At 63.9% G+C, this 22,866-nt stretch carries 21 protein-coding genes and 1 tRNA gene; 13 read left to right on the top strand and 9 right to left on the bottom strand.

Annotated features, from left to right (window positions below; genetic code table 11):
* Window positions 1-139: 139 nt before the first annotated feature.
* Window positions 140-2,749, bottom strand: a complete 2,610-nt coding sequence (gene acnB / locus ACN6NG_RS19450; RefSeq protein ID WP_063427246.1) for a bifunctional aconitate hydratase 2/2-methylisocitrate dehydratase — start codon at window positions 2,747-2,749, stop codon at window positions 140-142.
* A gap of 406 nt (window positions 2,750-3,155) precedes the next feature.
* Between acnB and ACN6NG_RS19445 the strand changes: the two genes are divergently transcribed.
* A complete protein-coding gene (locus tag ACN6NG_RS19445) occupies window positions 3,156-3,635 on the top strand; it encodes a DUF1289 domain-containing protein (protein WP_165931650.1) in 480 nt (159 codons plus the stop codon).
* 128 nt (window positions 3,636-3,763) lie between these two features.
* Here ACN6NG_RS19445 and queD read toward each other — a convergent pair whose 3' ends face one another.
* Window positions 3,764-4,120: a 6-carboxytetrahydropterin synthase QueD gene (queD, locus tag ACN6NG_RS19440; protein ID WP_012271598.1), complete on the bottom strand. Its 357-nt coding sequence runs from the start codon at window positions 4,118-4,120 to the stop codon at window positions 3,764-3,766.
* Between the two features lie 53 nt (window positions 4,121-4,173).
* On the bottom strand, window positions 4,174-5,253 hold the full coding sequence (locus ACN6NG_RS19435; RefSeq protein ID WP_197899338.1) for a patatin-like phospholipase family protein: 1,080 nt from the start codon (window positions 5,251-5,253) through the stop codon (window positions 4,174-4,176).
* Between the two features lie 238 nt (window positions 5,254-5,491).
* Here ACN6NG_RS19435 and ACN6NG_RS19430 point away from each other — a divergent pair, with 238 nt between their 5' ends.
* The 5 genes from ACN6NG_RS19430 to ACN6NG_RS19410 all read left to right on the top strand — a co-directional run bounded on the left by ACN6NG_RS19430 (window position 5,492) and on the right by ACN6NG_RS19410 (window position 9,537).
* The gene (locus ACN6NG_RS19430; protein WP_016714736.1) at window positions 5,492-5,800 is read left to right on the top strand and encodes a PepSY domain-containing protein; all 309 of its coding nucleotides are present in this window, start codon (window positions 5,492-5,494) and stop codon (window positions 5,798-5,800) included.
* A complete protein-coding gene (locus ACN6NG_RS19425) occupies window positions 5,800-6,114 on the top strand; it encodes a PepSY domain-containing protein (protein ID WP_016500524.1) in 315 nt (104 codons plus the stop codon). The genes ACN6NG_RS19430 and ACN6NG_RS19425 overlap by 1 nt, the downstream gene beginning before the upstream one ends.
* On the top strand, window positions 6,115-6,783 hold the full coding sequence (locus tag ACN6NG_RS19420; protein WP_063427241.1) for a response regulator transcription factor: 669 nt from the start codon (window positions 6,115-6,117) through the stop codon (window positions 6,781-6,783).
* Window positions 6,780-8,099, top strand: coding sequence for an ATP-binding protein (locus ACN6NG_RS19415; RefSeq protein ID WP_353455016.1), 1,320 nt, complete (start codon window positions 6,780-6,782; stop codon window positions 8,097-8,099). The genes ACN6NG_RS19420 and ACN6NG_RS19415 overlap by 4 nt, the downstream gene beginning before the upstream one ends.
* Window positions 8,100-8,382: 283 nt before the next feature.
* The gene (locus tag ACN6NG_RS19410; protein ID WP_353455018.1) at window positions 8,383-9,537 is read left to right on the top strand and encodes an HPP family protein; all 1,155 of its coding nucleotides are present in this window, start codon (window positions 8,383-8,385) and stop codon (window positions 9,535-9,537) included.
* Here ACN6NG_RS19410 and ACN6NG_RS19405 read toward each other — a convergent pair.
* A complete protein-coding gene (locus ACN6NG_RS19405; RefSeq protein WP_341798164.1) occupies window positions 9,511-10,377 on the bottom strand; it encodes a LysR family transcriptional regulator in 867 nt (288 codons plus the stop codon). The genes ACN6NG_RS19410 and ACN6NG_RS19405 overlap by 27 nt on opposite strands.
* 178 nt (window positions 10,378-10,555) lie before the next feature.
* Between ACN6NG_RS19405 and ACN6NG_RS19400 the strand changes: the two genes are divergently transcribed.
* The gene (locus ACN6NG_RS19400) at window positions 10,556-12,445 is read left to right on the top strand and encodes a propionyl-CoA synthetase (RefSeq protein WP_474315569.1); all 1,890 of its coding nucleotides are present in this window, start codon (window positions 10,556-10,558) and stop codon (window positions 12,443-12,445) included.
* A 127-nt stretch (window positions 12,446-12,572) separates the two neighbouring features.
* Here the strand turns inward: ACN6NG_RS19400 and zapE are convergent, their stop codons facing one another.
* A complete protein-coding gene (gene zapE, locus ACN6NG_RS19395; RefSeq protein ID WP_197899334.1) occupies window positions 12,573-13,643 on the bottom strand; it encodes a cell division protein ZapE in 1,071 nt (356 codons plus the stop codon).
* Between the two features lie 127 nt (window positions 13,644-13,770).
* A complete protein-coding gene (locus ACN6NG_RS19390) occupies window positions 13,771-14,013 on the bottom strand; it encodes a hypothetical protein (RefSeq protein ID WP_012271609.1) in 243 nt (80 codons plus the stop codon).
* Between the two features lie 260 nt (window positions 14,014-14,273).
* Here ACN6NG_RS19390 and ACN6NG_RS19385 point away from each other — a divergent pair.
* Window positions 14,274-14,348, top strand: a tRNA-Gln gene (locus ACN6NG_RS19385).
* Between the two features lie 144 nt (window positions 14,349-14,492).
* Here ACN6NG_RS19385 and ACN6NG_RS19380 read toward each other — a convergent pair.
* From ACN6NG_RS19380 to ACN6NG_RS19370, 3 genes are read right to left on the bottom strand one after another with little or no spacing between them, the layout of a single operon-like run.
* Entirely contained in the window at window positions 14,493-16,880 is a 2,388-nt protein-coding gene (locus ACN6NG_RS19380; RefSeq protein ID WP_063427127.1) for a response regulator, read from the bottom strand.
* Between the two features lie 13 nt (window positions 16,881-16,893).
* The gene (locus ACN6NG_RS19375; RefSeq protein WP_016500516.1) at window positions 16,894-17,355 is read right to left on the bottom strand and encodes a response regulator; all 462 of its coding nucleotides are present in this window, start codon (window positions 17,353-17,355) and stop codon (window positions 16,894-16,896) included.
* 15 nt (window positions 17,356-17,370) lie between these two features.
* A complete protein-coding gene (locus ACN6NG_RS19370; protein WP_063427125.1) occupies window positions 17,371-19,617 on the bottom strand; it encodes an ATP-binding protein in 2,247 nt (748 codons plus the stop codon).
* A gap of 268 nt (window positions 19,618-19,885) precedes the next feature.
* On the opposite strand from ACN6NG_RS19370, the gene ACN6NG_RS19365 reads away from it, so the two are divergent.
* Genes ACN6NG_RS19365 through ACN6NG_RS19345 form a run of 5 tightly spaced genes read left to right on the top strand, consistent with a single transcriptional unit; the run spans window position 19,886 to window position 22,855 of the window.
* Window positions 19,886-20,413: a Csu type fimbrial protein gene (locus ACN6NG_RS19365; protein ID WP_041167793.1), complete on the top strand. Its 528-nt coding sequence runs from the start codon at window positions 19,886-19,888 to the stop codon at window positions 20,411-20,413.
* A 30-nt stretch (window positions 20,414-20,443) separates the two neighbouring features.
* Complete coding sequence (locus tag ACN6NG_RS19360) at window positions 20,444-20,980, top strand: Csu type fimbrial protein (RefSeq protein ID WP_016500513.1); 537 nt, start codon at window positions 20,444-20,446, stop codon at window positions 20,978-20,980.
* An 18-nt stretch (window positions 20,981-20,998) separates the two neighbouring features.
* Window positions 20,999-21,532 carry a Csu type fimbrial protein gene (locus ACN6NG_RS19355; RefSeq protein ID WP_063427121.1) on the top strand — a complete coding sequence of 178 codons (534 nt, stop codon included), beginning with the start codon at window positions 20,999-21,001 and terminating at the stop codon, window positions 21,530-21,532.
* A gap of 3 nt (window positions 21,533-21,535) precedes the next feature.
* A complete protein-coding gene (locus tag ACN6NG_RS19350; RefSeq protein WP_063427120.1) occupies window positions 21,536-22,039 on the top strand; it encodes a Csu type fimbrial protein in 504 nt (167 codons plus the stop codon).
* Between the two features lie 39 nt (window positions 22,040-22,078).
* Window positions 22,079-22,855: a fimbrial biogenesis chaperone gene (locus ACN6NG_RS19345; RefSeq protein ID WP_474315564.1), complete on the top strand. Its 777-nt coding sequence runs from the start codon at window positions 22,079-22,081 to the stop codon at window positions 22,853-22,855.
* Window positions 22,856-22,866 lie beyond the last annotated feature (11 nt).

The raw sequence follows: 22,866 nt of genomic DNA, 5'->3' as shown, positions 1-22,866 counted from the left end.
CTCCCACAGGTACTCCAAAGCTCTCAAGACCTGTGGAGTACCTGTGGGAGCTGGCTTGCCGGCGATAGGGCCGGTACAGGCTGAAACAAAAAAGCCCCGGCATCGCTGCCGGGGCTTTCTTTACAACCTGTAACTCAGCTTACGCCTGAACCACCGGGATCTTGGCGTTGGCTGCCGCTTCGCGGAACTCGGCGATCTGGTCGAAGCTCAGGTAGCGGTAAACGTCGGCAGCCATGCTGTCGATGTCTTTCGCGTACTGCATGTACTCTTCGACGGTCGGCAGCTTGCCGATGATCGAAGCGACAGCAGCCAGTTCGGCCGATGCCAGGTACACGTTGGTCGCGTCGCCCAGACGGTTCGGGAAGTTACGGGTCGACGTGGAGACCACGGTCGAACCGGTCTGCACACGTGCCTGGTTACCCATGCACAGCGAGCAGCCTGGCATTTCCATGCGCGCACCGGCCTTGCCGTAGATGCCGTAGTAGCCTTCTTCGGTCAGCTGGTGAGCATCCATCTTGGTTGGCGGAGCCAGCCACAGACGAGTAGGGATGCCACCCTTGACCTTCTCCAGCAGCTTGCCGGCAGCGCGGAAGTGGCCGATGTTGGTCATGCACGAACCGATGAACACTTCGTCGATCTTCTCGCCCTGTACCGAAGACAGCAGGCGGGCATCGTCCGGGTCGTTCGGCGCGCAGAGCACAGGCTCTTTGACGTCGGCCAGGTCGATTTCGATGATTTCAGCGTACTCGGCATCGGCGTCAGCCGACAGCAGCTCAGGGTTGGCCAGCCAGGCTTCCATGGCCTGGGCGCGGCGCTCCAGGGTGCGGGCATCGCCGTAGCCTTCGCCGATCATCCAGCGCAGCAGGGTGATGTTGGACGTCAGGTACTCGGCAATGGCCTTCTCTGGCAGCTTGATGGTGCAACCGGCAGCGGAACGCTCGGCCGAGGCATCGGACAGCTCGAAAGCTTGCTCGACGGTCAGTTCGTCCAGGCCTTCGATTTCCAGGATGCGGCCGGAGAAGGCGTTTTTCTTGCCTTTCTTCTCGACGGTCAGCAGGCCTTTCTGGATGGCGTAGTAAGGGATGGCATGCACCAGGTCACGCAGGGTGATGCCGGGTTGCAGTTTGCCCTTGAAGCGCACCAGGATCGATTCTGGCATGTCCAGCGGCATGACGCCGGTGGCGGCGGCGAAGGCCACCAGGCCGGAACCGGCCGGGAACGAGATGCCGATCGGGAAGCGGGTGTGCGAGTCGCCACCGGTACCAACGGTGTCAGGCATCAGCATGCGGTTCAGCCAGCTGTGGATGATGCCGTCGCCTGGGCGCAGCGACACGCCGCCACGGGTGCGGATGAAGTCTGGCAGGGTGTGGTGGGTGGTGACGTCGATCGGCTTCGGATAGGCCGCGGTGTGGCAGAACGACTGCATGACCAGGTCGGCAGAGAAGCCCAGGCACGCCAGGTCTTTCAGCTCGTCGCGGGTCATCGGGCCAGTGGTGTCCTGGGAACCGACGGTGGTCATCTTCGGCTCGCAGTAGGCACCTGGGCGCACGCCCTGGCCTTCTGGCAGGCCACAGGCACGGCCGACCATTTTCTGCGCCAGGGTGAAGCCCTTGCCGGAATCGGCAGGCTGCTCTGGTTTCTTGAACAGGTCGGAAGCACCCAGGCCCAGCTCGGCGCGGGCTTTTTCGGTCAGGCCACGGCCGACGATCAGCGGGATACGGCCGCCAGCGCGGACCTCGTCCAGCAGCACTTCGGTTTTCAGCGCGAAGTTGGTGACCAGCTCGTCGCTTTCGTGGCGGCGTACTTCACCTTTGTACGGGTAGACGTCGATGACGTCGCCCATGCCCAGGTTGGTGCAGTCGAATTCGATCGGCAGGGCGCCGGCGTCTTCCATGGTGTTGTAGAAGATCGGGGCGATCTTGGTGCCGAAGCAGAAGCCACCGGCGCGCTTGTTCGGTACGTACGGAATGTCGTCGCCGAAGAACCACAGTACCGAGTTGGTAGCGGATTTGCGCGAGGAACCAGTACCTACCACGTCACCTACATAGGCAACCGGGAAGCCCTTGGCCTTGACGGCTTCGATCTGTGCCAGCGGGCCGACCGAACCTGGCTGCGAAGGCTCGATGCCGTCACGGGCCATTTTCAGCATCGCCAGGGCGTGCAGCGGGATGTCAGGGCGCGACCAGGCGTCCGGAGCAGGCGACAGGTCGTCGGTGTTGGTTTCGCCTGGCACCTTGAACACGGTCAGGGTGTACTTCTCGGCGATGGCCGGGCGGGCGGTGAACCACTCACCGGCAGCCCAGGAGTCCAGCACGGCCTTGGCGTGAGCGTTGCCGGCCTTGGCTTTTTCGGCCACGTCGTGGAAGGCATCGAACATCAGCAGGGTGTGCTTGAGCTGTTCGGCCGCGACGGCGCCCAGTTCGGCGTCATCCAGCAGTGCGACCAGCGTTTCGATGTTGTAGCCGCCCTGCATGGTGCCGAGCAGTTCGGTGGCGTGCTTGCGGTCGATCAGAGGCGACTGGGTTTCGCCCTTGGCAACAGCAGAGAGGAAAGCAGCCTTGACGTAGGCAGCTTCGTCGACCCCTGGCGGTACGCGGTTGGTGATCAGGTCTACGAGGAAGGCTTCTTCGCCGGCCGGCGGGTTTTTCAGCAGCTCGACCAGGCCTGCAGTTTGTTCGGCGTTCAGCGGCTGGGGCACGATACCCAGGGCGGCACGCTCTTCGATGTGTTTGCGGTAGGCTTCAAGCACAGTTATTTCCCTCATCAGTGGTCCCTAAAGGGGGTCCGGGACGCTTATCCAGCATTCAATGCACCCATGCGCTGCCACGGCTTTGTGGGCCGCCCAGCCAGAGTCGCAAAGAATCCTTACAGAAGCTGCTTTCAAAGTTTTACGCCTGCAGAACGGGGAGCTGATGAGGGCTGGCGCGGGCATGCGAGGGATGCATGGCCCGGGCCAACGCCGTTCTACCGGATTAACTGTGCTCGTGACGCTTTGAAAACAGCTTCCAACGGACATTGTTGCCTTTGAAAAGGCCGGATGATTCTACGGCAAAAAAAGCCCGAAAGTAAGGCGCAGAAGATGACTTTAACGAGTGACCCTGGTTAGACAAAGGGCTAACATGGCCCCGTGTTCCTCCGCCAAACTGTTGTTTTTCATGTCCAACAAGTCCATCAAGACCCCTTGCGTCGGCCTGTGCTCCACGGTGTACGGAGACACGGTGTGCCGTGGCTGCAAGCGTTTCCACCACGAAGTGATCAACTGGAACGGCTACGACGACGCGCAAAAACGCGCGGTGTGGCTGCGCCTTGAGCAGTTGCTGGTGCAGGTGATGATGGCCAAGCTGGAGGTGTTCGACAAAAGCCTGCTGCGTCAGCAACTGGAGCAGCGCTCCATCCGTTTTGTCGAGCAGCAGTCGGAATATTGCTGGGCTTACCAGCTGATTGCCCGCGGGGCGCGGATGATCCGTGACCTGGAGGCCTACGGCATGGTGCTGCTGCCGGAGTTTCGCGACTGGGAACTGCCGCAATTGCGCGATGCCATCGATCGCGAGTTCTTCCTGCTTTCAGAAGCGCATTACCAGCGCTACATCGCCCCCAGCTTCCTGCGCGATGCCTTGGAGCAGGGGCAAGGCTGAAGCTTGTTGGTGATGCTACCGGCCTCTTCGCGGGCTTGCCCGCTCCCACAGGATTATCACTGCTATTGAGGGCTGTGGAGTTCCTGTGGGAGCGGGCAAGCCCGCGAAGAGGCCGGTGAGGTGGCGAATCAGTCGCCGGTGTATTCGCAACCGCTGGTGCAGGTTTCGTGGATGCGTACCTTCGACAGTTCCGGCATCAGCGGCTTGACCTGGTCCCAGATCCACTTGGCGATCACTTCGCTGGTGGGGTTTTCAAGGCCCGGGATGTCGTTCAGGTAGTTGTGGTCCAGTTGCTCGTAGATCGGCTTGAAGATCGCCTTGACCTCGGCGAAGTCGCGAATCCAGCCAGTGTGCGGGTCGAGCGGGCCGGTCAGGTGCAGGCCGACCTTGAACGAGTGGCCATGCAAGCGGCCGCATTTGTGCCCTTCAGGGACGTGGGGCAGGCGGTGGGCCGATTCGAATGTGAACTCTTTGAAAATTTCCACGCTGTCATAACTCTGTGTGAATCAATATTGCGCGCAGTCTACCAGCATGGCCGTTACAAGGCTTGCAGGCGTTCATGCAGCCGCCCGGTGGCGACCAGCTCCAGCAGCTCGTCGCCCAGGCGCTGGCTTTCAGCGATAGCCTTGTACCAATAGCGCTTGCGGCCTGGCGCATCACCCATGAAGCGTTTGAAGTCGTTGCGGTCCGGCAGCTTGCCATAGGGCAGGGCGGCCAGGTACTGCGGCGAAGGGGTCATCAGCAGCACGTTCTGCAGGCGGGTGGCATCGCCTTTGCGCCAGGGCAAGGCTTTGTCGAACCAGCCCGGTACCACCTTGTCGGTGAAGTGCGGGTACAGCACCAGGTCGTCGCCGCGGTAGGGCAGGTCGAGGTGGTAGTCGAGCAGGCCGCCGTCGCGGTAGGTGCCAGCGCCCACGCCGGGGATGTCTTTCACACCCTGCATGACCATGGGGATCGAACCCGAGGCCAGCAGGGCGTGGCGCAGGTTGGCCAGGTCCAGCGGCAGGTAGCGTGAGGGGAAGTCGGTCAGTGCGTCGAGGGGCGGCGCGGCGCGCCCGTCGTGCAGGATGATGCGCTCGAAGTGGCGCGCCAGGCGCGAACGGCCGAGCAGGTTGCTGGCAACCACCGAGCCCAGGCCCAGGCCCAGGCGGCCGCGATGGTCGTGGGCAAGCTGGCCATGGCTTTTCACTACCAGGATATTCAGGTGATAGTGCGGGTTGGCCAGCAGCTGGCCGTCGCGGCCCTGCAGCAGGTCGTCGAGCATGCGTTGGCAGCTGTGGCTGATTTCGGCCGGGGTGGCGCCCTTGGCGAAATCCAGTTCGGTGTACAACTCGCCCAGGCGACGCAGACCCGCGATGGGGTCTTCGAGGCAGGCGCTGGCGAAGCGCCAGGCACCGATCGAAGCGCCAATCAGGGCGCGCGGGCGCGGTGCCGAAGGCAGCCACTCGCCGAACAGTGCCAGGTCCAGGCCCTGGATACCCAGCGGCTTCGGGCCACCGGCCGCACCTGGCACCACCCCGACATCGGCCGCCTGCAGGCCGCGCTCGCGGATGAGCCGCAGGGCACGGTCACCGGCCTTGAAGGTGAGGGCAGGGTACTTGATGTGGATGGCGCTCATGGCGGATCTCTTGGGCTTGTAGGAGCAGCCTTGTGCTGCGAAAGGGCCCGTACAGACTACACAACTGTTGTGCCTGCACGGGCCCTTTCGCAGCACAAGGCTGCTCCTGCAGGAGACCAAACCTGCCTGGAGGTGTAACTGCGCTATCATGGCGCCAGCTGTTTTCAGGTTGAATTAAGGACCGGTGGTTAGTCTTAACCCCGTAGACAACTTACACAGTTCTCAGGAGAGAAGAACGATGAAAACCTTGACTGCCCTGTTCACCGCCGCTGCCCTCGCCCTGGGCGCGAATGCCGCTTTCGCCAAGGATGTACAGCCTGACGAAGTGGTCAAACTGGTCAACGCCAAGACCATCAAGTCGCTGGACGAGCTCAAAGCCACCGCCGTGGCCAAGCACCCCGGCGCCACCGTCACTGACTCGGAGCTTGAAGACGAGTACGGCCGCTACATCTACAAGGTCGAGTTGCGCGACACCCAGAACGTCGAGTGGGACGTGGCGCTGGACGCCAAGACCGGTGAAGTGCTGAAGGACGAGCGGGACAACTGATGATTCACTTACCGCGGCCGGCGCGCTACCTCGCGCTGGCGCTGCTGGCCGTGTGCTCGCTGGCCGCTGCCCGCGACCTTGACCAGGACGAAGCCCTGAAGCTGCGGCAGAAGGGCGTCATTCTGCCGCTCGAGCAATTGCTGGAAACCGCCCTGGGGCGTCACCCCGGGGCGCGCCTGCTGGAAGCCGAGCTGGAAGAAGACGACGATCGCTACGAATATGAGGTCGAACTGCTGACGGTTGAAGGTGTGGTACGCGAGATCAAGCTCGATGCCAGCACCGGTGCCCTGCTCAAAGACGAGGAAGACGACTGAATGCGCCTGTTGCTTGTCGAGGACAATGTACCGCTGGCCGATGAACTGACCGCCGGCCTGCAGCGCCAGGGCTATGCCGTGGACTGGCTGGCCGACGGCCGCGACGCGGTTTACCAGGGCCAGAGCGAACCCTATGACCTGATCATTCTCGACCTTGGCCTGCCGGGCTTGCCGGGCCTGGAGGTGCTGGCCCAGTGGCGTGCTGCCGGCCTGGCCACGCCGGTGCTGATCCTCACCGCCCGTGGCTCGTGGGCCGAGCGCATCGAGGGGCTGAAGGCCGGGGCTGATGACTACCTGAGCAAACCGTTCCACCCGGAAGAGCTGCAATTGCGTATCCAGGCATTGCTGCGCCGTGCCCGGGGCCTGGCCAACCAGCCGAAACTGGAGGCAGCGGGGCTGCACCTGGATGAAAGCCGTCAGTGTGTCAGCCGTGACGGCATGGATGTGCAACTGACCGCTGCCGAGTTTCGGCTGCTGCGTTACTTCATGCTGCACCCGCAGCAGATCCTGTCCAAAAGCCACCTGGCCGAACACCTTTACGACGGCGAAACCGAGCGCGACTCCAACGTGCTGGAAGTGCACGTCAACCACCTGCGGCGCAAGCTGGGCCGTAGCGTGATCGAGACCCGTCGCGGGCAAGGGTACATTTATGCCGGGAGCGCCGGGTGAAGTCGATCCAGGCGCGCCTTAGCCTGGGCCTGGTGGCGGTGCTGGTGGTGGTCGGCGTGGTGCTGGCGCAACTGACCTTGTGGCTTTTCGAAGCTGGCCTGCAACGCTACCTGGAAAACGGCCTGCGTAAGGAAAGCGAGAACCTGCTGGTGGCGTTGGTGCGTGGGCCGTCTGGCTTGCAGCTGGATGAGCGGCGTATTTCGGCGGCCTACCAACGACCCTTTTCCGGTTACTACTTCCGCATCGATTTTGACAAAGGTACCTGGCGGTCTCGTTCGCTGTGGGACCTGGACATGCCCAAACCATCGGCGCCCGGGCTTTCCGATAGCCATGAACTCGGCCCTGAAGGGCAGCAACTGCTGGCCCTGCGCGCCGACTACCGGCGCCTGGGCCAGGACATCTCGATCAGCGTGGCACAGGACTATTCGCCGGTGCGCCAAGGTTTCCGGCGCATGCAGCAGATCGGCCTGGGCATGGGGCTGGTGGCGTTGATCCTGGTGTTGGTGCTGCAGCGCATCACGGTTACCCGCTCGCTGCGCCCGCTTGAGCGGGCACGCCAGCAGATTGCCCAGCTGCAGCAGGGCAAGCGCTCGCAGCTGGATGAGCAGGTGCCCAGCGAGTTGGCGCCGTTGGTGGGGCAGATCAACCACCTGCTCAGCCACACCGAAGACAGCCTTCGCCGCTCGCGCAATGCCTTGGGCAACCTTGGGCATGCGCTGAAGACGCCGTTGGCGGTACTGCTGAGCCTGGCCTCCAGCGAGCGCTTGAAGGATTTTCCCGAAGTCCGCACGCAGATGCGCGAGCAGCTGGAGCAGATCCAGCAACGGCTGGCACGCGAGCTGAACCGTGCGCGGCTGGCAGGGGATGCGCTGCCGGGCGCGCAGTTCGACTGTGACGCCGAGTTGCCGGGGTTGCTCGGGACACTGAGAATGATCCATGGCGAGGGCCTGCTGCTGGCGAGTGATGTGCCGCCCGGGCTGTTATTGCCATGGGACCGTGAAGACTTCCTGGAGCTGCTGGGCAACCTGCTGGACAACGCCTGCAAGTGGGCTGACAGCGAGGTGCGCCTGGGCATTGAGCCCAATGCCGAGGGCTTCCAGCTGTGGGTCGATGACGATGGCCCTGGCATCCCTGAGAGCCAACGGCTGCAGGTGCTGGAGCGTGGCTCGCGGCTGGACGAGCAGGTGGACGGGCATGGGCTGGGGTTGGGCATCGTGCGCGATATCGTCGACGCCTGGGGCGGGCGTCTGGCCTTGGAACAGAGCCCGCTGGGCGGGTTGCGTGTGAGCATCGACCTGCCGCGCAAGGCTCGGTAATGCCGGGGCCGCTGTGCGGCCCATCGCGACACAAGGCCGCTCCCACAGGTGTACCCAATCCGCCGAAGCCATGTCAGTACTGCAAAAAAATTGCAGTACAGCCGCAGTTTTTTGAATTAGCCCAATTTCCCTCCACCCGGCAAAATCCCCCTCATGAAACCCTGCGGTTTCCATCTCTCCACGGACGGAGCCCCTTGCGGTATTGCACGCGCAATACGAGGCCCAGGCCAGCTCGGCTGGGCTTTCTTTTTAATCAGAAAAAACCAAGATCCCGATTACTTAAATGTCTGCCTCGCGTTCCGAAAGCCGTCTGCAGCGCCTGTTGCCGGCGCCCCTGAATACCTCTCCAAAAGAATGGTTGCGTGCCGGTATCGGTGCGTTGCTCGGTCTGTTCCTCGCTGGGTGGCTGACCAGCATGGCCTATGGCCCCGGCATCGCCTTGCACCTGTTGGGCCCGCTGGCGGCCTCGGCAGTGCTGGTGTTCGCCGTGCATTCCGGCCCGTTGGCCCAACCTTGGCCGGTGCTGGGCAGCTACGCGCTGGCGGGCGCGGTCGGCCTGGCCATGCGCCAAGGCTTCGGCCCGGCGCTGTGGGTGGCCGCTGCGGCCTTGGGCATCTCGATCCTGGTCATGTGCCTGCTGCGCTGCCTGCACCCGCCGGGTGGCGGGGTGGCAGTGAGTGCGGTATTGGCCGACTCAGGGCTGACCGCCATGGGTGACCACCTGCTTGAGCCAATTCTGCTCAATGCACTGATCCTGGTGAGCGTGGCGGTGCTCTACAATCGCCTGACCGGTGTGCGCTACCCGAAAGGCGTAGCGCCGCGCAAAGATGTGCACCATACCCACGACCCCCTGCCCAGTGAACGGGTGGGCATCCGTGGCGAGGACCTGGACCAAGCTCTGGAAGAGCTGGGTGAGTTCATCGATGTCACCCGTGACGAGCTGGAACGCATCATCCTCGCCACCGAGCAGCATGCCCTGCAGCGCAGCCTTGGCGGTATCACTGCGGCCTCGGTGATGTCGCGCGATGTACAGTTCGCCACGCCCGAGACCACCCTCGAGCAGGCCTGGAAAATGCTGACCAGCCACCACCTGAAAACCCTGCCGGTGCTGCAGCAGGGCAAGCTGGTGGGCATCGTCAGCCTCAGCGACCTGGTCGGCCCGGCCATGCAGCGTGGCCGCTTCAGCTGGCGCGGGCTGTTCGGCCGCAAGGCGGTGCGCATGGAGCAGGTGATGAGCCGGCGGGTGGTCAGTGTCAGCAGCCAACACCCGCTGGAGCGCCTGTTGCCGTTGTTGTGCGAGCAGGGCCTGCATTGCCTGCCGGTGCTCGATGCCGGCATGCTGGTGGGGGTAATCACCCAGACCGACCTGATCGCTGGCCTCAAGCGCCAACTGCTCAGCAAAGCCGAGGCTTCAGATAACCGGGTCCCAGCGTTGTGACCAGTCGCTGGCGCCGGCGGCTACCAGCCGGCGCAGGATGGCGAAGGCCTGTTGCAGGGCTTCGCTGTCGCGTTTGCGTGGGTACACCAGGAAGGTCGGGTAGGTGAATTCCGGCGCTTGCGGTACCCGCTCGAACACGCCGCTGTCCAGGTACGCCTGCACCACGCGCGTGCGGAAGTAACCGCTGCCGCCCTGATCGAGAATGAACTGCAAGGCCAGGGGGCCCAGGTTGAAACTGAGCGCCGGGCGGGCGCAGTCGGGCAGGGCGGCATCGTGCTGTCGGCGGAAGGCCTCGCCCCAGTCGATGTAGATGTAGGGCTCTGGCTGGTCAACCCGGCGCACGCGGATCAGCTTTTCTTCCATCAACTGTTCCACCTGCAGGCCCGGCCCGTAGGTCGGCTGATACACCAGCGCAGCGTCCAGCAAACCCATCTCGACCTTGCGCAGCAGCGACTCGCCATCGCTTACCTCGCTGCGGATGGCATGGCTGGGCAGCTCACGGTGCAGGGCACTGATCCAGTCGAGCATCATCGGGTTGCCCAGGCTCACTTCTCCCCCCACATGCAGCACTTGCTGGCAGCCCTCGGGCAGCGGCAGGTCGCGCCGCGCCGCTTCCCAGGTTTGTACCAGCTGGTTGGCATAACTGACGAATGCTTCGCCGTCGCTGGTCAGGCTGGCGCCGTTGCGGCTGCGCACAAATAGCTGGCAGCCCAGTTGCTGCTCCAGGCGCTGCACCCGGGCAGTAATTGCCGTCTGTGACACGAACAGGCGTTCGGCGGCGGCGACCAGGCTGCCGCAACGCACGATTTCCAGGAATGTTCGGGCCTGATCGATATCCATGGGCTGCTCGGTGGTTGAAGGGTGGCCTATTCTAGAGGCTTTGCACCGTTATGGGGCGCTTTTGCGTGTCTGCAAATTTGCAGGTCGGTTGTGACTTTAGTCCCATGGCGGCGCGGGTGTAGCGGTCCATACTCAGGTTTCGCCCTTCAATAACAACAAGTACCGGGTTCCCTTCGATATGAGCTACCAGCACAGCTACGACCATTCCATTTCCGACCCTGCCGCTTTCTGGGCGGAACAGGCCGCGCATCTGGCCTGGCACCGCAAGCCTGCCCTGACCCTGCAAGACAACGCCGACGGTACCCACCGCTGGTTCGCCGATGGCCGTCTGAACAGTTGCTACCTGGCCCTCGACCACCAGATCGAGCTGGGCCGTGGCGAGCAGGTGGCGCTGATCTACGATTCGCCGGTCACCGGCGTGCAGCAGGCCTACACCTACAACCACTTGCGCGACGAAGTGGCGCGCCTGGCCGGTTTGCTGCGCCAGCTAGGGGTGCAAAAGGGCGACGGGGTGATCATCTACATGCCCATGGTGCCGCAAGCGGCCATGGCCATGCTGGCCTGCGCGCGGATTGGCGCGGTGCATTCGGTGGTGTTCGGCGGCTTTGCCGCCAACGAGCTGGCCCTGCGCATCGATGACGCCCGGCCCACGCTGCTGCTGACGGCATCCTGCGGGCTGGAATTCGACAAGGTGATTGCCTACAAGCCGCTGGTCGACCGCGCCCTGCAGCTGGCCCGGCACCAGCCGCGCAATGTGCTGGTGCTGCAACGGCCGCAGGCGCAGGCGCAGCTGCAGCCAGGCCGCGACCTGGACTGGCAGGCAGCCTTGCTCGGCGCCCAGCCGGTGGCACCCGTCGAGCTGGATGCCGGCGACCCGCTGTACATCATGTATACCTCTGGTACCACCGGCAAACCCAAGGGCATCGTCCGCGAAAATGGCGGCAATGCCGTGGCGCTGTGCTATGCCATGCGCCATATCTACGGCATGCAGGCCGGGGACGTGTGGTGGGGCATTTCCGATGTGGGGTGGGTGGTCGGCCATTCGCTGATCGTCTATGGGCCGCTGATGAGCGGCTGCACCACGGTGTTCTACGAAGGCAAACCGATCCGCACGCCGGACGCCTCGGCCTACTGGAGGGTGGTGGAACAATACAAGGTCAACGCGCTGTTCTGTGCGCCCACCGCCATGCGTGCCATCCGCAAGGAAGACCCGGAGGGCGAGCTGATCCGCAAGCACGACCTCAGCTCGCTGCGCCAACTGTTCCTGGCGGGTGAGAAGCTCGATTCCAGCACCCATGAATGGCTGGAGCGGGTCAGTGGCAAGCCGGTGCACGACCACTGGTGGCAGACCGAAACCGGCTGGCCGGTTACCGCGCCCTGCGTTGGGCTGGAAGGCAGTGCGGCGAAACCGGGCTCAAGCAACCGGGCGGTTCCGGGCTATCACGTGCGTGTGGTGGATGACGAGGGCCATTTGCTGGGCCCCAACCACCAGGGCTCGATCGTCATTGCCTTACCATTGCCGCCTGGGTGCAGCCAGACCCTGTGGGGCGACCACGAGCGTTATTTGCAGGCTTACCTGCGCACTTACCCGGGGTATTACCACACGGGTGACGGCGGCTTTCTGGATGATGACGGTTTCGTCTACATCATGGGGCGCACGGATGACGTGATCAACGTGTCTGGCCACCGGCTGTCCACGGGCGAAATGGAGGACCTGGTGGCCTGCCACCCGGCGGTGGCCGAGTGTGCGGTGATTGGCGTGCACGATGAAATCAAGGGGCAAGTGCCGTTGGCGCTCGTTGTGCTCAAGGACGGCGAGGGCATTGCCGAGGCGCAGTTGCTGGTAGACCTGGTAGGGAGCGTGCGCGAGGCGATTGGCCCGCTGGCCTGTTTCAACCGGGTTCGGCTGGTGAAGCGGTTGCCCAAGACCCGCTCGGGGAAAATCTTGCGCGCGGTGCTGCGCAAGATTGCCGACGGGCAGGACTATGTACCGCCTTCGACCCTGGATGACCCGGCGGTGCTGGGGGAGATCGAGGCGGTGCTGGCGGATTTGCCCAGGGCGGGTTGATGCTTTGACGTTCAGGGCCTCATCGCCGGCAAGCCAGCTCCTACAGGTTCATCACAGGCCCTGAAGCCTCCGCCGTACCTGTGGGAGCTGGCTTGCCGGCGATTAGGCCGATGCGGGCAATGCAGTGCTAGGGGGCTACCTGGTGCAGTTGCCCCAGCCGGCTGCGGGTACGCATCAGGTCGGCAAGCGGCCCGCCCAGGCTCTCTTCCAGCGGCCGTTTGCCAATCACTGTCACCTGTCGGTCCTGGTCATACAGCACATCCACCAGGTTGACGAAGCGCTGCTGCGCCGCCAGCGAACACTCCGCCAGGTCATCCAGCCCATCAATGATCCATTCATCGTACTGCTGCGCCAGCGCCAGGTAGTCGATCACCGCCGTGGCCTTTTCGCACAAGTCGTCAAAGCCAAGCACCACCCGCCGGCCATCGATGGCCAGCGCACGCAGCGGGCGGTTGTTCACTTCAAGCATTACCGGCTGCTCGTCCGGCACGCCCAGTGCCTGGCGCTGCGCTGCCGTCCCCGGCCATACATAGTGGCCTTGGGTAAACCGCTGGTGCTCGCGGTTGGCCGGCAAGCTGCGAAAATCGGTGTCGCCACCCACTTCCAGCACCTGCATGCGCCCGTTGATCAGGCGGATCACCGGCAGGAAACGCTCGTGGTACAGCGGGTTGGGCAGCAGCCCTTCGGGCGCATAGTTGGAGGTCACCAGCAGGAACACGCCGCGGGCGAACAGGGCGTTGAACAGGCGGGTAAGCAGCATGGCATCGCCGATGTCATGCACGTGGAATTCGTCGAAGCACAACACTTGGCAGCCACCCACCAGTTCGTCGAGGGTCGCGCCCAGCGCATCGTCCAGCGCCCGGTGGCGGTGCATGCCCTGGTGCAGGCGGGCAAAAAAATCATGAAAGTGCAGGCGGCGCTTGGCTTCGACCGGCACCGCCTGGAAAAACCCGTCCAGCAGCCAGCTCTTGCCGCGCCCCACCGAACCGTACAGGTACAGGCTGCGTGGCTGCCCTTGTCCTAGCTGTGCCAGTTGTTCGGCCATGCAGTGGATCACCCGTCGCTGGCCGTCACTCAGCTGGTAACTGCGGCTTCGGGCTTTGTCCTCGAACCAGTCGAGCAGTTCGCTCTGGCTGGCGGTGGCGCCGCGCAGGCGCTGGCCGAGCTGGCGCAGTGGGGCAGGGATCCAGGCAGACAAAAGCAAAGCTCCTTGGGCGATGACGGGGCAGCGTGCAGCTTGCCCCAGGGAGGCCATTTTGACTAATACAGAAAGTGACCGGCAATGATCACTTGATGCGATAGGTCTGGCCGCACACCTGCTTTGCCTAGGCTTTGCGTTCCAGTTGGCGCTCGATCATGTATTTCACCGCCAGGCGGCGCTCCTTGAGGTGGCGCAGGTCTTCGTCAACGAAGTTGCCCGCCGAGATCGATTCGGCGGCCAGCACCTGGTTGTCGATGTCCATGTACTCGTCCAGCAGCCGGTCCAGCGCTTTGTCCTGCTGGCGGCGCTGCTGGACGATTTCGCGCGGGTAGTGCAGGTCCTGGTACAGGTCGTGAGAGACAGGCATGGGGTCCTCCTTGGTCAATGCAATTGGCTCAATAGATTGGAAGGGAGGAATGCGATTGTGTTGAAGCGAAGCGGGGGGAAAGCGACGGATGGTCGCTGCACAAACCGCCGAAATGACTAACCCGCTGTTTTTTGGCAATTTTTTTTCATCAGGGGGTTCACAGATCAAAACTTTGTTGTTAAAGTGCCGCGCATTCCAAGACAACAACCCAGTTGTCACTCAGTTGGAATTGTCAGAGCAGCGAATGCTGCATCCGATACAGGGGCGTCGCCAAGCGGTAAGGCAGCAGGTTTTGATCCTGCCATGCGTTGGTTCGAATCCAGCCGCCCCTGCCATTTTCCAGTTTCAAACGTATATCGCCCGGTGCTTAGAAAGATAAGCGCTGGGTTTTGTCGTTTGCGTATTTTTAATTCCGTCGCACGATTCTGGCAGGAGCGGCCTTGCCGGGCCGCTCCTGCCAAGGTTTGTGCTTTCCCGAATTACCCGGCAATGCCCAGCATCTCGTTCAGCACCCTGGCGAGTTCATCCGCTTGCGCGGGTTTCTGAACCACCACGCTGCCCGGCAACTCCAGCCCCTGCAACTCCGCGTAGCCAGTCAGGAACACCACCGGCAGGCGCGGGTACCGTTCGCGTGCCGCCAGCGCCAGTTGCGCGCCGTTGAACTCGGGCATGGCGAAATCGGTAAGCAGCAGGTCGATCTCGTCGTCCAGCAAGGCCAACGCCTGTTCGCCGCTGTGCGCCTGTCGCACCTGGTAGCCATATTGGCGCAACACATCGCCAAGCAAGTCACGCACCAGATGGTCATCATCCACCAGCAACACCGTGCGGTTGCGGCCGCTGTCGCTGACCGGCTGGCCGAGCGTCGGGATCACCGGCTCGCTCACGATCTGGTCCTTCACGGCGGGCAAGTACACCGCCACCTGCGTGCCGCGGCCCGGGGAGGTATCGATGCGTACACCACCCCCGGACTGCTTGGCGAAGCCGAACACCTGGGCCAGGCCCAGGCCCGAGCCCTTGCCGATGTCCTTGGTGGTAAAGAACGGCTCGAACACCTTGGCCAGCACGTCTTCGCTCATGCCGCAGCCGGTATCGCGGATGCTCAGCATCACGTACTCGCCCGGGTCCGGGTCTTCCGGGCGTTGCGGGCGGTTGTCAATGCGGGTGTTGCGGGTGGTCAGGGTCAGCTGGCCGCCGTCAGGCATGGCATCGCGGGCATTGATCGCCAGGTTGAGGATGATCATCTCGGTCTGGGTGGGGTCGGTCAGTGCGTGCCACAGGGCCTGGTCCAGGTCCAGGCGCACCGAGACGTTGCCACCCAGTGTGCGGCGCAACAGCTCTTCCAGGCCGGCCAGGGTCTGGTTGAGGTTGAGCGCTACCGGCTCCAGGCGCTGGCGGCGGGAAAATGCCAGCAGCTGCGAGGTCAGCTTGGCGCCACGCTCGCCCGCCTCACGGATGTGGGTGAGGCGCGTACGGGCCTTGTCCAGGTTGGCCTTGGCCAGGTCGCGCTCAAGAAAGCTGGCGCCGGTAAGGATCACCGTCAACAGGTTGTTGAAGTCGTGGGCCACGCCAGCGGTCAGCTGACCGACGGCTTCGAGCCGCTGCATCTGCTGCAGCGCCGCCTCGATGCGCTCGCGTTCGTTGATCTGTTCGCGCAGGCGGGCGTTGGCTTCTGCCAGGCCCAGGGCGGCTTCGCGCTCGCTGGTGATGTCGCGTGCCACCACATACAGCAGCGTGTCCTCCGGCACCACCACCCACGACAGCCAGCGCTGCTGGCCGCCGGCATGCAGGATGCGGCCGACGAAACGTACGCTGGTACGGCCATGGGCGAGGGCAGCCAGTTCGGTCAGCAGCAGTTCCTGGTCGGCTTCGGGCAGCAGATGCAGCAACGACGACTGGCTCAGGCGCTCGCGGGAGAAGCCCAGGCTGGCTTCCCAGGCGGGGTTGAGTGCGACTGGGGTCAGGTCCTTGTTCAGCACGGCCAGCAGGTCCTGCGACAGCTCCCAGGCACGGTCGCGTTCGCGGGTGCGGCGTTCGACCCTCTCCCCCAGCATCTCGTTGAGCTGACGCAGCGCCTGTGTGGCCAGGCGCTGGGTGTGGATGTCCTGCAGCACGCCGGAAAAGCGCACGCACTGGCCATCGACGAACTGGCTCTGGCCGCTGCTGAGCAACCAGCGCGGCTCCAGGCCGTTGGGTTGCGCGATGCGAAATTCGACGCGGTAGCGGCCGCCGCTTTCCGGGCGCATGGCGTATTCCACCGCCTCACGCACCATTGGCAGGTCATCGGGATAGATGCCGCGGAGGAACACCTCAAGGCTCATTTCGGTGCTGGTAGGCAGGCCGAACAAGGTCTTGCAGCGGTCGTCCCACACCAGCAGGCCTTCTTGCGGGCGCAGGTCCCAGGTGCCCATGCCGGCGGCGTCGATGGCGATACGTGCCCGCGCCTCGACGTCGATCAGAGCCTCTTCGGCGCGGCGCCGGCGCTGGCGTTCCTGCACTTCGGTCAGTGCCCGGCGTACTGCCTTGGGGAGCAGTGGCAGGTTCTTCTTCAGCACATAGTCGGTGGCGCCCAGGCGGATCATTTCCACCGCGTGCTCTTCGCCGTAGATGCCGGAGAGGAAGATGAACGGAACGTCCGGTGCCAGGCGTTGGGCAATGGCCAGCACCTCGGTGCCAGACGACCCCGGCAGCACGCAGTCGCACAGGATCAGGTCGTAGCGGGCCTCGCGCAGGGCATGGTCGACACCCACATGGTCGAATACCAGCTGGGACTGCACATGCAGCCCGCTGCGCTCCAGGCGCATCAGGGTAAGCTCGGCGTCCATCGAGCTGTCTTCGACCATCAGTAGTTTCAACGGCGTTTGCTGCATCGTTGCGGCGGCCTCAGTTGCTACCGCGACGATTCAGCCGCAGTGAGCCGGGTGGCGGTTCGTTAAGCACTGCCCAGAATACCCCGAGGTCAGAGATGGCGGCGACGAATTCCTTGAATTCCACCGGCTTGACCACGTAGGCGTTGACCCCGAGTTCATAGGCGCGCAACAGGTCAGGCTCCTCCCGCGAGGAGGTCAGCATCACCGTGGGGATGCTGCGCAGTTCGGCGGTGGCGCGCACTGCCCTGAGCACTTCCAGGCCGTCGACCTTGGGCAGTTTCAGGTCCAGCAGCAAGACGGCAGGGTTGCCGTCGTCGCGGTCGGCATAGGTGTTGCGGCGCAGCAGGTAGTCAAGTGCCTCGGCGCCGTCGCGCAGCACGATGACCTCGTTGGCCAACTGGCTGCGCTCCAGGGCCAGCAGGGTAAGTTCCAGGTCCCGGGGGTTGTCTTCGACCAGCAGGATGGGTTTGAGCATGATGGTAGCGGTGCCTCAGGTAGCAGTGTTTCGGGGGAGTGTGAAATGGAAGCTTGCGCCCTGGTCGACCTGGCCTTCGGCCCAGACCCGGCCGTCATGGCGCTCGATGATGCGGCGCACGCTTGCCAGGCCAATCCCTGTGCCCTCGAAATCTTCCATGCGGTGCAGGCGCTGGAATACGCCGAACAGCTTGTTGGCATAGGCCATGTCGAAGCCCACGCCATTGTCGCGGATGCAGATCTCGGTTTCGCCAGGATGCTCCACGGCACTGATGCCGATGTGCGCAGGCGTACGGCCGCGTGTGTACTTGATGGCATTGGCGATCAGGTTGTGCAAGGCCATGTTGATGAACGCCGGGTCGCCGATCACCTTGGGCAGCGGGGCGATGTCCCAAACGATTGCGCGGCCTTCGTAATCGGGGGCCAGTTCGCTGCGAATGGCCTCGACCAGCGCGTTAAGGTCTACGTCGGACAGGCGCAATGCAGAGCGGCCCATCTGCGAGAAGTTGAGCAGGTTGTCGACCAGGCTGCCGGCAAAGTGCGCGGCTTCACCAATGTGCTGCAAGAACCGCTTGCCGCGCTCGGTCAGGCCCTGGCCTTCCATTTCACTCAGCAGTTCGGTGTAGCCGGCGATGTGCCGCAGAGGCGCGCGCAGGTCGTGGGAAACACTGTAGGAAAACGCTTCGAGCTCCTTGTTCGAACGGCGCAAATCACCCGCCAGCTGTGCCAGTTCTTCGGCTTTGCGCAGGACTATGCCAAGCACGGCGGTGCGCAGTTCCAGCACGCCGTCGATCACTAACGGGTCCCAAGGCTCGCTATAGCCGCGCAGCTCTTCCTGCCAGCGTTCGAAACTGTGCCGTGGGTCGAGGTTGCCCTGCGGCCCGACCTGCTTGGTCGGCTGGCCCGCCCAGTTCACCGTGCGCACCTGTTCGGGCCGGAACCACAGCAGGTAGTGCGAATGGATCTGCGAGATGGCCACCGCCAGCACACCACCGGCGTGGGTGGCCAGCTCGGGCAGGTCAGTGATGTCGCGGCGCACGTTGTCACTGTGGAACACCGTGTCTTCGCCACGCTGGCCAAGCCAGTGCACCAGCGCGGTCACCTGGGCTTCAGGCGGGGTCTGGCCGATCAGGTCACAGCGTTCGGCCGAGATAACTGCGGCGCCTTGGGCGCCGGCAAAGGCCAGCAACACCTGGGGCAGGTCGCGCAGGCCGTCACTGACGCTGTCGTGGTCGGCCATGGACGAGATCATGCGCACGATGTGTTGGCGCAACGCCAGCAGCTTGCGCGTGCTGGCGTGGGACTCGCGGGACTCGATCTGCAGCGACAGCACACTGGCCAGCAACTCGCAGGCCGTGCGGGTACGCAGGTCCACCGCACGTGGCTGTTGGTGGTGGCAGGAAATCAGCCCCCACAGCTCACCGTCGACCACGATCGACAGCGACATCGAAGCCAGTGTGCCCATATTGCGCATGTACTGCAGGTGCACCGGCGACACACTGCGCAGTGCGGCAAAACTCATGTCCAGTGCCTTGCCGGTGCGCGGGTTGATGACCGGTAGCAGGGGCGAGGGCTGGTAGTTGGCATCCTCGATCACGCGGATGCGGTTGACCCGGTACAGTTCGCGCGCCTGGCGCGGGATGTCTGCAGCCGGGAAGCACAGGCCCAGGTAAGCGGGGTAGCCTGGGTCGGCGGACTCGGCCAGCACCTGGCCGTTGCCCTCGGCATCGAAACGGTACGCCTTGACCCGGCCAAAACCGGTGATGCGCTTGAGCTGCAGCACCGTTTGCTGCAGCAGGTCTTCGAGGCTGCTGGCCAGTTGCAGGCTGCCGACAAAGCTGCGCACGAGCGGGTAATAGTCACCTTGCCCGGTCAGTTCCGGCGACAGCCGAGGGGGTTCGAATTCGGCAATCAGTACTTCGTCGTGGCCGTGCACCAGCAAATGCAGCGGGGTGCTGTACGGCGCACTTTGGCGCAAGCGCACGTCACCGATGTGGAAGGGGAAGACCTCATCTTCGGGCAGCCTTGCGAGCTGCGCGTGCAGGTCAAAACCGTCGCTGACCAGGTTGGCGAAGGGGCAACCGATCAGTTCACGGGCTGGCAAGCCCAGCCAGTGCTCGACGTTTTCACTGGCCTGCAGCACGCACAGGTCGGTGGCGTCCAGCACCAGCAGGAAACCGTGGGGCTGGATGCTGCTCGGCACGTGGATCGGTTCCCGGGCACAGCGCTCCATGGCTTCTGCCAGCGTGGTGTCTGCAGTCATCAATGAAAACGCTCCTGTCATGTCCGTCCATGTATGGCATTGGCGCCCGGCGCTGGAGGAACGTGCTTTACCCTACCAGAAACCGGGCACATTTACCGGCCCTCGGCCATTGGAGACACGGAGGTGGCCTGGGGTTCTGCGCCGTTCCGGCTTTTTTTAACGGGGCGCTATCGCTTTATCGCTAATACCAAAAAACGGCTTGGGGCCACCACGGTTGCACTGCCTCGCTGCTACGCTCTGTTCAGGACGTTTCGACAAGGATAAAAAGGTGACGGAGCGCTTAATGGCCGCGTTGTTGGGCCTGTTGTTCAGCGGCAGTACCGTGGCAGCGGATTTTCTCGTGGAAGTGCGTGTGCTGGTGCAGCGCGGTTGCATGCTGGTCAACCAGACCCGCGACGCGGGAGCCCAGGCCCTCGGACGCATCGATCTGGGCACGGCGGCACGCCTGGACGGCCCCGGCGCACCGTTGAGCGGCGTTCTGCTAAGCCAGCGCCCACCGCGCCTTGAGTGCAACCCGGACACCCCTTATCAGGTGCGCGTCGATGGCGGCCAACATGGTGGCGTCGGCGAGCTGCGCTACCTGGCCAGCGACGACCACACGGCTAGGCCCATCCCTTATCGCTTGTACCGCGACGCAGCCTGGCGTGAGCCTCTGGCGGTAGGGGTCGCCCAGTCGGCAAGGGTACCGAGCAGCGGCTCGGTCGAGCTGCCGTTGTACGCTCGCATCGACAAACTGGCCTGGGTGCCGAATGCAGGGGTTTACGCCGACCTGCTCAAAGTCACGGTCACCTGGTAGGGACGCCACCATGCACAAGGACGCCACGCCATGAACCGCACTTCGATCCTGCTGCTTACCCTGGGCCCGTTGCTGGTTCCTGGTGGTGCGGCGCATGGCAGCACCACCGGCTTCATCCAGGCGCGGTTGGTGATCAGCGCAGCCTGCCAGATCAGCAGCGACGACACGCAACCGGCTGTGCTGGGCAACCCGGGGCTGCTGGACTTTGGCGAGCGTGGCCCGAACTGGGACCAGCCGCTGCGCAGCCGGGTTGACGAAGCGGGCGGCGCGGGCTCCCTGCAGATCAGCTGCACGCCCGAAGTAAGGGCCTTCAATGTGCGGATCAATGGCGGCCTGAATGGCGACGACGGCGTGCGCCGGCTGAGCAACGGCCGGGAACTGATCCCTTATCAGCTGGCGGTCGACCCGGGCGGCAACAGCCGCTACGCCATCGGCCAGGCGCGTGCCTTCACCATCAACAGCACCCAGCAAGTACCGATCCCCATTTACGGTGTGGTGGTGGCGCAACCGCGCGCACTGCCGGCCGGGCTGTACCGCGACACCCTCAGAGTGACCCTGGACTGGTAACCACGCAAGGAGACTCCGATGCGAACGAACCTTTCATGCTGCATGCTCGCAGGCCTGGGCCTGGCCCTGGCTTCCCAGGCCCAGGCCGCTACGGTGACCGGCAGCATCAACTCGACCCTGACGCTGATCTCGGCGTGCCAGGTAAATGGTACTTCGGGTACGTCGGGGCTCAACTTCGGTGCCTTGAACTTCGGTACCCAGGATGCCTTGTTCGTCACCGCCAATGCCCAGGTGCTGGGAGGCGGGAGTGGTGCCATGAGCATCCTGTGCTCGGCGGGTACGGTGCCTGTGATCAAAGTGCGTGCAGGCCTGCATGACGGCCAGTCGAGCGGTGGCACGCGTGCGCTCGCCGACGGTTCCGGCAATTTTGTGCCGTATGACCTCTATACAGACACCGGGCGTACGACGTTGCTGGCCGTCGACGGCACCATCACCCTGCCGACCAGCACTGGCGTGGCCCAGACCGTCAACCTTTACGGCAAGGCCGTGGGCAAGGCGGGCCTGCCCGCAGGGGTCTACAGCGACACGATTTCGGTCGAACTGTCGTTCTGAACCATGCGCGGCTGGCTGGCTGGTGGCCTGACCGGAATCGGCATGCTGTTGGCTGCCCCGTTGGGGGCGGTGACCACCAGTACCTTCACGGTAACGGCGCAGATTGTCGCCGGGTGCCTGGTGATGGGAGGTGTCACCAGTTACGGCACGCTCGATTATGGCTCACAGTCGGCACTGTCCAAAGCGTTGCTCAGCACCTCGCTGGGTGGCTCGACAGTGACCTTCCAGTGCACGCCGGGCGTGGCCATGAGCATGAGCGTGGACGGCGGGCAGAACAGTGCCAGTGGCACACGCAACCTGAAACGCACCAGCGGCACGCAAGTGCTGGCTTACCAGTTGTACCGGGACGCGGCCTACAGCCAGGCCCTGGGGATCGGCCAGAGCGTGGCCGTGAGCTATTCCGACCCGACGGCAATCAAGCTGCCGGTGTACGGGCGGGTCCAGCTGACCGGCGTGCTGCCGGCAGGGACCTACACCGATGTGGTGCAAGTGACGGTGACCTGGTGAAGGCCAGCGCACCAACGACAAGTGTCTAAGGAGAGCTGCATGCGGGCAGGCGCGAAGTGGGCGCGTGGATTGATCGGATTGTTGTGGCTGGCAAGCCTGCCGGCCGGGGCGGCCACCTCGGTGCTGATCTGGCCGATCGACCCGGTGCTGGAGGCCGACCAGAAGGCCGGTGCACTGTGGCTGGAAAACCGTGGCACTGACCCGGCCAATTTGCAGGTACGGGTATTCGCCTGGCGCCAGGGTGATTACCAGGAACAGTTCCAGGCGCAGCGCGAGATCATCGGCAGCCCGCCGGTCGCCAACATTGCCCCCGGGCAGAAGCAGCTGATCCGCCTGACCCGTACCGGCCCTTCACCTGCCGGCCAGGAGCAGGCCTACCGCATCATCATCGACGAGATCCCGCCCGCCATTCCGGTCGACAAGGCCGAGCCCGGCGCTACTGCGGCCATCCGTTTACAGATGCGTTATTCGGTGCCGCTGTTCGTCTATGGCGAGGGGCTGTTGGGCAAGGCCGACCCTGAAGGCAAACGCAATGCCGAAGGCGTGGGCAAGCCGCAGCTCAGCTGGCGGCCGGTGACGGTGCAGGGCAAACCCTACGTGGAACTGCGCAACACAGGCCCCGTGCATGCGCGGCTGACCGATGTGGTGGTGCAGCAAGGCAGCCAGAGCAAGCCACTGGCCGAAGGCCTGCTGGGCTATGTGCTGCCGGGCGCCAGCATGCTCTGGCCTGCTCCCGTGGCCTCCACCAGCGGCAGCGTATTGAAGGGCAGGGTCAATGGCCAGAGCGCGGCGGACGCTATCCGCCAGGGCCAGTGAGTCAACGACTG

It is taken from the genome of Pseudomonas sp. TSO6 (genome assembly GCF_056098905.1).
This window is presented reverse-complemented; position numbering and strand designations above follow the sequence as displayed.

What these genes read in the sequence shown, in the direction of transcription:
- ACN6NG_RS19445 (WP_165931650.1), top strand. Translation starts at nt 3,156, where the DNA reads ATGTCCAACAAGTCCATCAAGACCCCTTGCGTCGGCCTGTGCTCCACG.
- ACN6NG_RS19435 (WP_197899338.1), bottom strand. Translation starts at nt 5,253, where the DNA reads ATGAGCGCCATCCACATCAAGTACCCTGCCCTCACCTTCAAGGCCGGT.
- ACN6NG_RS19430 (WP_016714736.1), top strand. Translation starts at nt 5,492, where the DNA reads ATGAAAACCTTGACTGCCCTGTTCACCGCCGCTGCCCTCGCCCTGGGC.
- ACN6NG_RS19425 (WP_016500524.1), top strand. Translation starts at nt 5,800, where the DNA reads ATGATTCACTTACCGCGGCCGGCGCGCTACCTCGCGCTGGCGCTGCTG.
- ACN6NG_RS19420 (WP_063427241.1), top strand. Translation starts at nt 6,115, where the DNA reads ATGCGCCTGTTGCTTGTCGAGGACAATGTACCGCTGGCCGATGAACTG.
- ACN6NG_RS19410 (WP_353455018.1), top strand. Translation starts at nt 8,383, where the DNA reads ATGTCTGCCTCGCGTTCCGAAAGCCGTCTGCAGCGCCTGTTGCCGGCG.
- ACN6NG_RS19405 (WP_341798164.1), bottom strand. Translation starts at nt 10,377, where the DNA reads ATGGATATCGATCAGGCCCGAACATTCCTGGAAATCGTGCGTTGCGGC.
- ACN6NG_RS19400 (WP_474315569.1), top strand. Translation starts at nt 10,556, where the DNA reads ATGAGCTACCAGCACAGCTACGACCATTCCATTTCCGACCCTGCCGCT.
- ACN6NG_RS19390 (WP_012271609.1), bottom strand. Translation starts at nt 14,013, where the DNA reads ATGCCTGTCTCTCACGACCTGTACCAGGACCTGCACTACCCGCGCGAA.
- ACN6NG_RS19380 (WP_063427127.1), bottom strand. Translation starts at nt 16,880, where the DNA reads ATGCAGCAAACGCCGTTGAAACTACTGATGGTCGAAGACAGCTCGATG.
- ACN6NG_RS19375 (WP_016500516.1), bottom strand. Translation starts at nt 17,355, where the DNA reads ATGCTCAAACCCATCCTGCTGGTCGAAGACAACCCCCGGGACCTGGAA.
- ACN6NG_RS19370 (WP_063427125.1), bottom strand. Translation starts at nt 19,617, where the DNA reads ATGACTGCAGACACCACGCTGGCAGAAGCCATGGAGCGCTGTGCCCGG.
- ACN6NG_RS19360 (WP_016500513.1), top strand. Translation starts at nt 20,444, where the DNA reads ATGAACCGCACTTCGATCCTGCTGCTTACCCTGGGCCCGTTGCTGGTT.
- ACN6NG_RS19355 (WP_063427121.1), top strand. Translation starts at nt 20,999, where the DNA reads ATGCGAACGAACCTTTCATGCTGCATGCTCGCAGGCCTGGGCCTGGCC.
- ACN6NG_RS19350 (WP_063427120.1), top strand. Translation starts at nt 21,536, where the DNA reads ATGCGCGGCTGGCTGGCTGGTGGCCTGACCGGAATCGGCATGCTGTTG.
- ACN6NG_RS19345 (WP_474315564.1), top strand. Translation starts at nt 22,079, where the DNA reads ATGCGGGCAGGCGCGAAGTGGGCGCGTGGATTGATCGGATTGTTGTGG.